This is a genomic window from Mesorhizobium sp. M7A.F.Ca.US.014.04.1.1, from assembly GCF_003998745.1.
GTDB lineage: Bacteria > Pseudomonadota > Alphaproteobacteria > Rhizobiales > Rhizobiaceae > Mesorhizobium > Mesorhizobium ciceri.
This window is the reverse complement of sequence record NZ_RZRW01000132.1, coordinates 1-11,762: the sequence shown is the minus strand read 5'-3', so window position 1 is coordinate 11,762 and position 11,762 is coordinate 1. Positions and strand designations below refer to the sequence as shown.

At 60.9% G+C, this 11,762-nt stretch carries 9 protein-coding genes and 1 pseudogene; 5 read left to right on the top strand and 5 right to left on the bottom strand.

The window, feature by feature from the left end; translation table 11 throughout:
* From EOA22_RS11750 to EOA22_RS11740, 3 genes and pseudogenes are all read left to right on the top strand, one after another.
* Positions 1-967, top strand: a pseudogene (locus EOA22_RS11750) (lasso peptide isopeptide bond-forming cyclase); the annotation flags it as partial.
* Positions 964-1,950: a serine kinase gene (locus EOA22_RS11745; RefSeq protein WP_063169880.1), complete on the top strand. Its 987-nt coding sequence runs from the start codon at positions 964-966 to the stop codon at positions 1,948-1,950. The pseudogene EOA22_RS11750 and the gene EOA22_RS11745, both read left to right, overlap by 4 nt.
* Before the next feature lie 8 nt (positions 1,951-1,958).
* Positions 1,959-3,803 (top strand): ABC transporter ATP-binding protein, encoded by a 1,845-nt coding sequence (locus EOA22_RS11740; RefSeq protein ID WP_127389977.1) that lies wholly within the window; start codon positions 1,959-1,961, stop codon positions 3,801-3,803.
* Positions 3,804-3,911: 108 nt separating this feature from the next.
* On the opposite strand, the gene EOA22_RS11735 is transcribed toward EOA22_RS11740, so the two are convergent.
* Positions 3,912-4,187, bottom strand: coding sequence for an exopolysaccharide production repressor ExoX protein (locus EOA22_RS11735; protein WP_013528119.1), 276 nt, complete (start codon positions 4,185-4,187; stop codon positions 3,912-3,914).
* Between the two features lie 601 nt (positions 4,188-4,788).
* On the opposite strand from EOA22_RS11735, the gene EOA22_RS11730 reads away from it, so the two are divergent.
* Positions 4,789-5,466 carry a sugar transferase gene (locus tag EOA22_RS11730; protein WP_013528120.1) on the top strand — a complete coding sequence of 226 codons (678 nt, stop codon included), beginning with the start codon at positions 4,789-4,791 and terminating at the stop codon, positions 5,464-5,466.
* Between the two features lie 100 nt (positions 5,467-5,566).
* On the top strand, positions 5,567-6,832 hold the full coding sequence (locus EOA22_RS11725) for a polysaccharide biosynthesis/export family protein (protein WP_063169878.1): 1,266 nt from the start codon (positions 5,567-5,569) through the stop codon (positions 6,830-6,832).
* 121 nt (positions 6,833-6,953) lie between these two features.
* Here the strand turns inward: EOA22_RS11725 and EOA22_RS11720 are convergent, their stop codons facing one another.
* The 4 genes from EOA22_RS11720 to EOA22_RS11705 all read right to left on the bottom strand — a co-directional run bounded on the left by EOA22_RS11720 (position 6,954) and on the right by EOA22_RS11705 (position 11,746).
* On the bottom strand, positions 6,954-8,264 hold the full coding sequence (locus tag EOA22_RS11720) for an O-antigen ligase (protein ID WP_063169877.1): 1,311 nt from the start codon (positions 8,262-8,264) through the stop codon (positions 6,954-6,956).
* A 254-nt stretch (positions 8,265-8,518) separates the two neighbouring features.
* Positions 8,519-9,625: an acyltransferase gene (locus EOA22_RS11715; RefSeq protein ID WP_024501842.1), complete on the bottom strand. Its 1,107-nt coding sequence runs from the start codon at positions 9,623-9,625 to the stop codon at positions 8,519-8,521.
* Positions 9,622-10,692 carry an SGNH/GDSL hydrolase family protein gene (locus EOA22_RS11710; RefSeq protein ID WP_082826634.1) on the bottom strand — a complete coding sequence of 357 codons (1,071 nt, stop codon included), beginning with the start codon at positions 10,690-10,692 and terminating at the stop codon, positions 9,622-9,624. The genes EOA22_RS11715 and EOA22_RS11710 overlap by 4 nt, the downstream gene beginning before the upstream one ends.
* Positions 10,693-10,918: 226 nt before the next feature.
* Positions 10,919-11,746, bottom strand: a complete 828-nt coding sequence (locus EOA22_RS11705) for an SDR family NAD(P)-dependent oxidoreductase (protein ID WP_013528123.1) — start codon at positions 11,744-11,746, stop codon at positions 10,919-10,921.
* Positions 11,747-11,762: the final 16 nt, after the last annotated feature.

The following is an 11,762-nucleotide window of genomic DNA, read 5'->3' as shown; positions in this document are numbered from 1 at the left end:
CTATGCCCCATTTGCCGAATTCGAGCGCGTGCTGGAAGAACAGGAAGGAACGTTCCTGGCGCCGGGCCTGACGCTCACCCGCGGCATCTACCGGACTGCCGGCGCCAAGGGCATCAAGGTGCTGCTGGACGGCCATGGTGGCGACGAGGTCGTTTCACAAGGCCACGGCCACCTGCACGAGCTTGCGAATGGCGGCCGATGGATGGATCTGTGGCGCGAGGTCCGCAGCGCCTCCAACACCTATGGCGACAGCACGCTTGGCCTTTATCTCCAGTTCCTGACCCTCTACGGGCCGGCCTGGCGCATCGCCAGGCTGAGGCATATGGCCAACCGTGCCCTGAACAAGATCCGCAAGCCCGCGCAAGTGTCGCGCGCACGAAGCTGGCGCGACCTGATCAATCCGGACCTGGCCAAGCGCACCGAGCTTGTCGACCGGTTTCACCGGGCCGGCTACATGCCGCCCGGCGTCCAGGCCAGCGATGCCTTGAGCCATCGCTGGATCCTGTCGAACGGCTATGTCCCGCATGCTTTCGAGGTTCTCGACAAGGCCGCCGCCAATTTCGGGGTCGAGCCGCGCTACCCCTTCTGGGACAAGCCGCTGGTCGAGTTCTGCCTGGCGCTGCCGGGCGAGGAGAAGCTGAGCCACGGTTTTGGCCGCTATGTGCTGCGCCGCGCCATGCAAGGCGTATTGCCGGAGGCGGTGCAGTGGCGGCGCGACAAGATCGACTTCACTGCCAATCTCCTCAATGGCATGCTGCGCAACCATCGCGACCTCCTGGAACAGCTGCTGGTCTCGGATGCGAACCGCATCGCGCCTTACGTCAATCTGCCTCAAGTGAGTGCTGCCTATGCGCGGCTGCTGCGCCAGCCCGATCAGGCAGCCCCCCTGGATGTCCAGTATGTCTGGCGCTCGGCCTCGCTGTCGCTCTGGCTGCGGCAGCTCAAGCATGGCGGGAGCCCCGCATGATGCCGCGCAACGAGCCGCTCGCTCTATGCAATGATGATGCCTTTTCGCATGGCCGGGCCAAGCGAGAACGCCGCTTCTACCGGGCCTACGGCCTGACCATCGCGTCGGAGGTGACGTTGCCCGAACTGCAGCCGGCGACGCCGGGGGCGGCGGATGTCGTGATTGCCGTCGGCGCGATCGACCTGCCAAAGCCCTCGCCCGAAGCCGCGACCGACTTTCGCTTCGAGCCGGACCGGCAATATCTGGCGTGGCATGCCGTGGGCGCGTTCCTGATCACCGATTCCAGCCGTATCGACATCGAACCGGCGCCCGGCGTCGACGACGCGCTGCTCGCGTTTCCGCTGCTTGGTCCGGTCATGGCGCTGCTCTTGCACCGGCGCGGCCTGCTTGTCCTGCATGCCAGTGCCATCGCCGCCGCCGGCACGAGCGCCATCTTCATGGGTGACAAGGGAGCCGGCAAGTCGACGACCGCAAGTGCGATGATCCGGGCCGGGCATCGACTGCTTACCGATGACGTGGTGGCGCTGGACCTCGCCAATCCGAGTGAGCCAATGACCGTTCCGGGCTTTCCGCAGATCAAGCTGGCGGCCGACGCCGCGGCGGCGATCTCGCTTGGGGAAGCGGAAGTGCGGCCGCAAGTGCATGCGGCGATCGACAAGATGCAGCATCGCCTGAACGGTGGCTTTTCGGGCGACGAGGTGCCGGCGACCAGGATCTATATCCTCGAGCGCGGCGAAAGGGCTGACATCACGCCCTTGCCCGCCATTGCCGCCCTGCCGGCCATCATCAAATTCTCCTATGTGACGCGCTTCGGCCGCGCGGCCCTGCCCGGCGACTTCGCGACGGCGCATCTTCGGCAATGTTCATGGATTGCCAACCATATCGGCGTGTACCGGCTGGAAGTCCCGACGGGCCTGGACAGGATCGGCGAAGCCGTGGAACTGATCGAAAAGGATCTGTCGGCTGGCAGCCGGCGGTTGTGAGCGCAACCATGTCGAAGCCCCCAATCCTTCGCCTGTCGCTGTTTCGAGAAATTGCCGCCTTCGGCGCCACCATTGCCCGGATCGGCGGCCGGCGAACGTGGACGGCGCTGTTCTTCCTCATCCTCGGCAGCCTGACCGAGGGCATTTCGATCCTGCTGCTCGTCCCGCTGCTGCATCTGGTCGGACGTGCCGACCAGGATTTCGCTGTTCGGCTGCCCAACGATGATTTCGTGCGCTGGCTGGTGCCTGATGGCACGCTGCAACTGACGACCGTGCTTTGCGCGCTGGTCGGGCTTGTTGCGGCGCAGGCGGCGTTCAATCGCTTCAAGTCGGTCTACATGGCCAAATTGCTGTTCGATTTCATCAATCGCGTTCGCATGAACCTGTTCGAAAGCATCGGCAAGGCGCGCTGGGGCGTTTTTACACGCATGCGCAGTTCCGATCTCGATCATGCCCTGACCGGCGACATCGACCGCGTCCAGGGCGCGGCTTTCTCACTGCTGATGCTGGTGCAAATCGCCGTTCTTCTGGCCGGCTATCTCCTGGTTTCCGTGTTTATCTCGCCGGTCATGACGCTGTTTGCCGTGGTCGTCGGCATCCTGATGTTCGTGGCGCTGCGGCCCTTCCGGGCACGGGCCACTGCCTTCGGCCGTGTGCTGACCGCCAATCGCCAGGACCAGTACCGGACGGTCTCGGAATTTCTCGGCGGCATCAAGGTGGCCAAGAGCCTGAACGTCGAGGACAGCTATTTCGCGCAGCTGCGGTCGACGCTTGAGAGGATGAAGGCCGACAACATCGACTATGTGCGCAACAGCACCATCGGCACTGCTGTATTCCAGGTGGCGAGCGTCGTGGGCCTGAGCCTGTTCATCTATGTGGCTTTGGTCCGCTTCAATCTGTCGCTGGCCGAGATCGTCGTCCTGCTCCTGGTCTTCATGCGTATCGCGCCGCGCTTCATGGACATGCAGACGCAGGCCCAGCAAGTGCTGATCAACCTGCCCGCCTTTACGGCAATGCGCAGCCTGCAGGCACGTTTCGACGCCGAACGCGAGCCCGGCCATACCGAGTTCGCCGACGCCGGGACACTCTCCCTCAATAAGGGATTGAATATTCGCGGCGTGTCCTTCGCCTACGGAGATGCTGTCGACAAGGCGGTGGTGAGCGGCATCACCTTCGGCCTGCCGGCCGGCAAGGTCACCGCCCTGATCGGCCCGTCCGGATCGGGCAAGAGCACGATCGCCGACATGCTGCTTGGCCTGCTGGAGCCCACCACCGGCAAGATGCTTGTCGATGGCGTCGAGATCGATGCCAGCAATCGCCGTCGCTGGCGCGACCAGGTGGCCTATGTGCCGCAGGACGTGTTCCTCCTGCACGACACGATCGCGGCGAACCTGCGCCTCGCCGCGCCACGGGCCAGCGATGGCGTTCTGTGGGCCGCGCTGCGTCAGGCGCACGCCGGCGAGTTTGTCGAACGGCTCGACCTCAGGCTCGAGGCGGTGGTCGGCGATCGCGGCGTGCGGCTCTCGGGCGGCGAACGCCAGCGCATCGCGCTCGCGCGCGCGCTGCTGCGCAAGCCGTCGCTGCTCATTCTCGACGAGGCGACCAGCGCGCTCGACTGGCAGAACCAGTCGCTGATCGCCAGGTCGATCGATGGATTACGCGGTACGATGACGATCCTGACCATCGCGCACCGGCCGTCGATGATCGCCTTCGCCGACTGGGTGGTGGCGATGGAAAACGGCCGTATCGTCGAGGTCGGCCAATATCAGCGGCTGAAGGAAAAAACCGGCAGCCGGTTGTCGAGGATGCTGTTGGGGGAACAGTCGGAGAGCGAACCCGCTGATGTGGCGTGAGCCGGCGACCAAGACGCGTCGCGCCGAGACGGATTCACGCGGCGCTTTGGTCCCTTTGTCTCGAAGGATGTCGTTGCCGCCAAACCGGCCACGTTTGAGCAGTCTGCATCAATGCAGGCCGCGCCTGGCACCGCCCAGCTTCTCGCTTTCGGCGACCTCGGGTGCGTTCAGTTTGCGCTCGGCGTCACGAGCTATGTCGGCAGGCGTCGGCGCGCTCCTGGCGATCATGGTGTAGATGAGCACGAAATAGCCAGCCTGAATGGTCACGGCGCAGATGATGACACGCACCAATATCGTGCCTATCGACGCACCGCCCAGCCAGGACCAGCCGACGACGATCGCCAGAGCGAAAATCATCCCGAGGATGAATTTTGGAAGTGCCATACCCAACAGCCCATAAACCGGCTCGGGTATTATCGCGATTGCCCCACCCGAGCGCCGTCCCTTGTCATGTGGGCTTGTTAAGGTCGCCCACTCTCGACCGGTTGCTTCCGGCCTTTTCCACCTGTCGTCACCGTGACAGGTATAATTTGCAATTCTATTAAGGCGAGCAATAGGCGGCAAGGGCAACTTCGGTTATTTTTGATCGAGCTTTTGCGATCGACTCTGCCATGTTGCAATGCACGCAACGGGAGCTAGGCCGATATCCTCTCGTCGATATTTTTCAGTAAAATGGCCAATATTAAGTAGTATTTTATATGGTTTTGACCAAGCATCACGGCATGATGAAGCACTAGTTTGTACCTCGCCTTGGCAAATAGGTAGGTCCGCCTAAAAACCGCCCCACAAAGGCCTCTATTTTTTCGGCTGTGCCCATTTATTGTCACAAATGTGCTAAATATGCCGAAATTTGTGCATGGCAAGCTTATTATTTAGTCATTTCATGACGTGACTATTTCAACGGGGTGGTAAATTGTGTGTTGCGCTGCAACATTTTTTTGGTATCGTGTGGTGAACCATTCGTTCAACGCATGGAGTTTACGGCATGAGGGACGTTGCCAAGTCAGCCACCGCGAGCTTTTCGCAGGCTGACATCGATTTTCCGCCGCCGATCGGCGGCCTGCTCAAACGCAGCTTCGATATCACCGGTTCACTGATTGGCTTGATCGCCCTCAGCCCGCTATTTGTCATGATAGCGCTGCTCGTCAAGTTTTCCGACGGTGGCTCGATTTTCTACGGCCACAGGCGAATCGGGCGGGGCGGACGGATTTTTCCGTGCCTGAAGTTCCGCACCATGGTTCCGGACGGCGACAAGGTGCTGGCAGCCTATCTCGCCACCAACCCGGACGCCAACGCGGAATGGATCGCGACCCGCAAGCTGAAGAACGACCCGCGCGTCACCCGCGTTGGAGCAGTGCTGAGGAAACTCAGCCTCGATGAGTTGCCGCAGATCATCAACATCCTGCAGGGCGATATGAGCCTTGTCGGTCCGCGTCCGGTTGTGCGCGACGAACTAGAGATCTATGGCACATCCGCCGTCTACTATCTGAAATCGCGTCCGGGCCTGACCGGCCTGTGGCAGGTCAGCGGCCGCAACGATGTGTCCTATGACAGCCGCGTCGCCTTCGACCGTCACTATGTTGAGAACTGGTCGCTGTTCGAGGACGTTCGCATCATCATCAAGACCGTCCCGGCCGTCTGGATGTCGCGCGGTTCTTACTGACCGGCCGGTGGCCAATGCCAGACATTGGCGTCGGCCATTCGACGCAAGCTCATCGGGCGATGGGGCTATAGCGGATCGGAACGTTGAGTTGAAAACAGATTTGTTCGAAGCCTTTCGCGGCGGCCCGGTTTCCGGCCGCCTGCGGCGGGCGCGTTTGCTGGCCACATGCCTTGCCATGGCCCTCGTCGTCCCGGACATGGCCGCCGCCGGCGACTATCGCCTCGGCTCGCAGGACAAGCTCACCATCCGCGTCGCCGAATGGCAGACCGTGGAAGGCACATTCCGTGACTGGTCGGCGGTGAATGGCGAGTACACGGTCGGTCCATCCGGCACGCTGTCGGTGCCGTTCGCCGGCGAACTGCCGGCCTCCGGCAAGACCACGTCCGAAATCGCAACGGCGATCGGCGAGGCTTTGCAGAAAAAACTCGCTTTGTCAGACAGACCGGAAGCCTCGGTCGAGATGGCGCAGTTCCGGCCATTCTACATTTCGGGCGAAGTCCAGAACCCCGGCCAGTTTCCATATGTGCCTGACCTGACAGTGTTGAAGGCCATCAGCGTCGCCGGAGGCATCCGGCGAAACGCCGACTACGGACCTCAACTCGGCAAGGACTTGGTTACCGCCAAGGGCAATTTCGATGTCTCCGACGACCAGCGCATTCGGCTGATCGTCAGGCGCGCCCGCATCGACGCGGATATGGCCGGCAAGGCCAGTTTCGACGTGCCTAAGGAGGTCGAGGGCGATCCGAGACTGCCAGCCATCGTCGCGGACGAAATGACTATCCTGACAGCGGACCAAAAGGCGCTGAAGCTGAAGCTTGAAGCGCTCGACGATCTCAAAGGGGTTTTGGAATCCGAGATCGAATCGCTGCAGAAGAAGATCGTCAACCAGCAGCAGCAGGTCGACTTGGCGCAGCAGCAGCTCGCCAGCATCGGCCCGCTAGCGCAGAAAGGCCTGATCGCCAACGCCCGACTGCTGGATTCGCGCCAGTCGGTTGCCGACCTGCAGGGCAAGATCCTGGACTACGAAACCGCCATCCTCACCGCCAAGCAGTCGATCAGCAAGGCGAAGCAGGACGCCATCGATGCCCAGAACACCTTGAGTTCAAACCTCGCTACCGCCCGGCAGCAGACCGAAGCCGACCTGAACGAAGCCGCGCTGAAGGCGAATATGCAGAAAGGCCTGATAGCCCAGGCTACCGATCCCGCGACTGTGGCCGCCATGACAAATGATCAGCAGCCCGCCCTGCTTTATTCACTGGTGCGCAATGTCGACGGCAAGACCAGCGAAATCGCCGCCAAGGAAGACACACTCGTGCTGCCTGGCGATGTGATCAAGGTCAAGCTGGCGCCGCTGGCCAGCCAGTAGCCCACAGCCCGATACCATCCAGCATCTCAATCCGTCCCGTGAGGGGCGGATTTTTGCTGAGCACCATGCTTGCCAGGCGAAGGCTTCCCGCTGCCCTGACTTCAACCCGCGAGTTGATTGCTTATGACGACCCAGCGGCCGCCGGACGGCCGGCATGCCGGGGCCAATCAGCTTCACCCGTGGCCGCATCCGCCGGCGCCTGCGACCGCCGCGTGCGGGTAGTAACGGGCAGCCGCGCCAGCTTGAAGAAACTGTAGTACATCAAGAAGGAACCCGTAAAATAGGGGTTGAGTATCTCGACCTCGACGAAGGAACGAATCAGCAGCAGCACCATCACGCCGGCGAGGATCACCGGCTCGGCCCGCCATGTCTTGAAGACCACCGCCGACACGTGGCCGTAGAGCGTGCGCAGCACGATCAGCGATACCAGCGTCGCTCCGACGAAGCCGAGTTCGACAAGAGCCTCGATATAGGTGTTGTGGAAGTGGAAGCCGGTGCGGGTGGTGATGTAGAACTCGTTCCACAGCCGCTCGGCTTCGGCGAAGCCCTGCACCCAATAGGCGGCATAGCCGACGCCGAGAATCGGCGATTTCTGCACGGCATTCCAGCCCTGCTCCCACAGATAGGTCCGTCCGGTGAGCGTCGAATCCTTGCCGAAGAGGCCGAGGACGAAGTCCATCAGCCCGAGATTCAAGGCGACAAAGGCAGTCACGACCAGCAGACCGGCGCCGATCAGGAAAATCACCCGGCGGTAGCGCCGTGACAAAATTTTGCTCATCGCAAGAAGCGTCACCAGCGCCAGAACCGCCGGTATAGAGGCCATCGAGGTGGCGGAATGCGAGACGAACAGCAGATAGGCCGACAGCAGAATGAGAGGCGCTGTAAGCATGAGGCTCAGCCGGCCGCGCCTGTAAAAGGCAAGGAACACCACGCTGAAATATATGCCGAGCGAGGCGACAAAACCGAGCTGGTTCTTGGAGGCAAACGCGCCGACGAAATTGTAGGTGCCGTCGAGAACATCGTCGGAATAATTGCCGACCCGCAACGAATACAGCAGGATGAAGAAAATCCCGACCAGGGCGCCTATCGTCAATGCGCGCACGCTGACGGTGCGCGCCGCGATATAGGCACAAGCGATATGAGAGAGATATTGGAACGCCGTCCTTGCCGTGATGCCCGGCGCAACCGACCAGAAAATCGAGAAGCAGACATAGGCGGCAAACAGCAGCGGCAGCCAGGCGCTGGACAGATGCCGCAGAAACCGCCGGTAGTCGACCATGACGAGTGGAAGCCAGACCGCGTAGTAGGCCAGGATCAGCACCTGGCCGAAAATGAACGAATAGGAAAACGCCCAGATCGAGACGGCTACGGCAAAGGCGCCATAGACCGAGTTCTTCTCGGGATCGACCAGCAGGGACTTTGGAATCTTCATCTCAGAGTCCCGCCGACACGACCCAGTGCCGGCAAGCCATGAGCCGGCCGGATTTTTCGCAGACATGGGCGTGCAATAAACGGCTTCTCCATTGTGCAGTGCAATATAACCTATCGCGCCCGGCGCTCAATGGCAAATCCGGTCAACTTATCTTACGCGAATTGGCCAAGCGGCGGATACCGAGTCGTCGCACCTTGGAACAGGGCGATCCGTCACAAATCCAGAGGCAGTGGGCGGCCTGTTCCCATCGCGAGTCAGATATGATTTTCGGTTTTCCTGAGCGTCGAGGAGGCTTGCCTACGGGCTGCCAAGCCATTGAAGAGAGCCTGCGCGGGTCGCTCGATCATTGTATAAAGGACAATGGATACCGCTATGGACAGCGCGCATGCCACGATGCCGGCCAGCCCCTGCGCCATCAGCCCTGACTGATGCGGTAGCAGTTTGCTCGCCAGCTGGATCACATAGGGGTGCGAGAGGTAGAGCGAGTATGATGCATCTCCGAGCAAAACCAGAAATGTTATCGCGCGCGTCCGGGGGGGCGACCAAGACAAAGCGGCGGCGGTTAAAACCACGGCAGGGACGCCGTTCGCCAGAAGCCAGGGCAAATCAGGTATCATTTGCCGAATGGCTATTGTCGCCACGAAAATCGCAAGCATAAGCCACGTACGTCCCACGAAAAGCTTCGCACTATGCACATATGCCAGGTAAAGTAAGATGCCAAAAACAAATTCCAGCATCAGCGGATTTGTATAAAAGCGCCAAGCGACGTTTTCACTCTGGATGAATTGACCCATCGCCACGAGAACTACTATGAACATGGATGGCGACAGTGGGCCGCGCAGGCCGCAAGCTATGCACGCAGCATATATTGCATAGAAGAACATCTCATAATTGAGGCTCCAGCCGAGAAAGAGCAGCGGCTGAATCGAACCGTCGACCTTTTCGAACGGGATGAAGAACAGTGATTTCAGGATCGTTTCGCCGCTCACGACGGTCGAATTCAGCAGACCGGGTTTCATCAGCGCAATCAACACGATACCTGCCGTCAGCGTCCAATAGAGCGGAACGATACGAACTATGCGGCGGCGACAGAATTGCCAGGCGCCTTTGGCCTCATCGGTGGTGTAAGCGATTATAAATCCACTGATTACGAAGAATATATCAACGCCTGACGCTCCGAATCCAAAGATATTTTCCTTAAGACCAAACTCTATTTGAAAACCGCTTCCAATATGGAACAATACCACCGCAAAAGCGGCGACGAACCTTAGAACTTGGAGCCCGAGCAGCTTGCGACGAACATTGGTGCTGTCCGGCAGCACCGTTGGTGATTCTACGCCAACCGTCGAAGCTACAGTCATTTTGTCTCTTCCCAGCCAAGGTCCGCTTTCACACGGGCCTCAAGTTCATCGGCCATATGACCCTGGCCGATTTCATTTGGATGCGAGTCGCAGCCGCGTGAAGCAACTCCTCCCGGACTGTCGAATCGTATCAGAGCAATTTTTCTTTCACCCGCGGCACGACGGACCGCCACGGCCTTGTTCACGGCCGACACCGCGGCATCGAGGTCGGCGCCCCAAAGCATCGGGCCGATACCGGCATAGATCATTGCGCCAGGCGCGTTGGCGCGCAATTGGGCAAGCAAGTCCGCGTAGCGTGCGACAAAATCCGGCGGCCGCGCGCCACCACTGAAATCGTTGCTGCCGAGATGCACGACAATGACATTGGTATCAGGCAGTTGCTCCCGGTCAGGACGTGACGGCATCAGTCGCGTGTAGAGGTCGCGCATCGTTGCGTTGGTGCTGCCATCATAATTGCGGACAAGGCCCTTCCCGGATGCTGCAAGCGTCGTAACGTCTGCTCCAAAGCGGCGCGCCACGACTGCGGCAAAGGTCAAGTACTGGTTCTCGGTATCGGCGCTAAACCGGCATTTGGCGTCCTTGCCCTCGACGCCGTAACCCGCCGAGATGGAGTCGCCGATGACTAAAAAGCTGCGGGTTTTCGGCTGCGGCGGCAGAAAAGATCCGTCGGTCCGGATATCCTTGAGAACAGTCGCGCCGAATGACGCTTCGGTTCGGCGGACAAGACGCACGGCGTGCCGGGCGGCCACCGTATCCAATACGACTCTGTAGGTGTGTTCGCCCTTCTTCAAGTCAAGGCGGGATACAGCACCGTCAACATCAACGACCATGCTGTTGCGGCCTGTGTCGTCAAGCACTACGTCGAGCCATGCCCCTTGGAATTCAACCTCGATGGCAGTTCCCGGCCATTCAAATGTGGCTTGGGTTCCGGTCGCCAAAAAGCGACCAACCAGCCGCGCGCTGTGCAACTCCGATTCCCCGGCAAGCGCACAGCGATCAGTGAGCCCATTTAACCCAGCTGCCGCCAACACTGCTATCAGGAATGGCCGAAGACCGGCTACTTTCATCTAGAGTCAGCCTGTGAGAATGGCGAGTGCTACAAGAGCAGTAAACACCTTTTCTCGCAGATGCGAAAGAACTTTTCGCACATGCGAGATGCAGGGCGCGTGCGAAAAATCCGTCCTAAGGCGGTCGTCGCAAGCGGAAGCGCCCCGCCTGATGCCGGCGCCTTTTTAGACACTGGTCCTTTTCAGTCCCCGTCAGTTGGACTTTCGCAAGCACCCCGCTGGAGCGCTACCAAAGCGCTCCGCCGGTGATCTGGATGTTCTCCATGGTGATGCCCTTGGCGAGATCGGAGCACAGGAAGACCGCCAGTGCGGCGATCTCCCGCGGCTGCAGCAGGCGCTGCTGCGGGTTGCCCCTGGCGATCTCGGCCATCGCTTCCTCTGGCGTGCGCCCCTTGCCTTCGCGCTCCACGACCTGCGCCACATTGCGGCGCATCAGTTCGGTCTCGACCCAGGTCGGGCTGATCATAACGCAGGTGACGCCATGCGCCGCCCCTTCCAGCGCCACGCAGCGGGTGAGACCCAGCAGGCCGGCCTTGGACGCGCAGTAGGCCGGGTTGTCCTTCCACCCGACCAAGGCGGCCGTCGAGCCAATGTTGACGATGCGGCCCCAGCCGCGCTCGATCATACCCGGCAGCACGGCACGCGTGACGCGGAAGGCGCCGGTCAGGTTGGTGTCGACGATCTTGTCCCAAAGCGCGTCGGAATGGCCGCAGACCGGCTGCTCGGCGGTGGTGCCGGCGGCGTTGACCAGAATGTCGGCGGGGCCGATGGCCGTCTCGGCGTCAGCCGCGAAACGGTTGGTGACGTCGCTGTCGCGAACGTCAAGGTGTGCGGCGTGAACTTTCGTTCCATGAGCGGCAAGGGCCGAGCGCACGCGCTCGATCTCGTCGGCGGCCGGATAGTAGGCGGCATCGGATCTGTCGGCGCCGGCAGGCGCGATGTAGGAGCCGACGGCGACATTGGCCCCAGCCTCGGCCAAAGCCGTGGCAATGGCGAAGCCCATGCCCGAGAAACCGCCGGTCACGATGGCGCTACGGCCGGAAAGGTTGTTCATGGCGCACGGTCTCCGC

Excerpts from the sequence above, each read along its gene's own strand:
- EOA22_RS11735 (WP_013528119.1), bottom strand. The coding sequence starts at position 4,187 with ATGGCACTTCCAAAATTCATCCTCGGGATGATTTTCGCTCTGGCGATC.
- EOA22_RS11730 (WP_013528120.1), top strand. The coding sequence starts at position 4,789 with ATGAGGGACGTTGCCAAGTCAGCCACCGCGAGCTTTTCGCAGGCTGAC.
- EOA22_RS11705 (WP_013528123.1), bottom strand. The coding sequence starts at position 11,746 with ATGAACAACCTTTCCGGCCGTAGCGCCATCGTGACCGGCGGTTTCTCG.
- EOA22_RS11745 (WP_063169880.1), top strand. The coding sequence starts at position 964 with ATGATGCCGCGCAACGAGCCGCTCGCTCTATGCAATGATGATGCCTTT.
- EOA22_RS11710 (WP_082826634.1), bottom strand. The coding sequence starts at position 10,692 with ATGAAAGTAGCCGGTCTTCGGCCATTCCTGATAGCAGTGTTGGCGGCA.
- EOA22_RS11715 (WP_024501842.1), bottom strand. The coding sequence starts at position 9,625 with ATGACTGTAGCTTCGACGGTTGGCGTAGAATCACCAACGGTGCTGCCG.
- EOA22_RS11720 (WP_063169877.1), bottom strand. The coding sequence starts at position 8,264 with ATGAAGATTCCAAAGTCCCTGCTGGTCGATCCCGAGAAGAACTCGGTC.
- EOA22_RS11740 (WP_127389977.1), top strand. The coding sequence starts at position 1,959 with ATGTCGAAGCCCCCAATCCTTCGCCTGTCGCTGTTTCGAGAAATTGCC.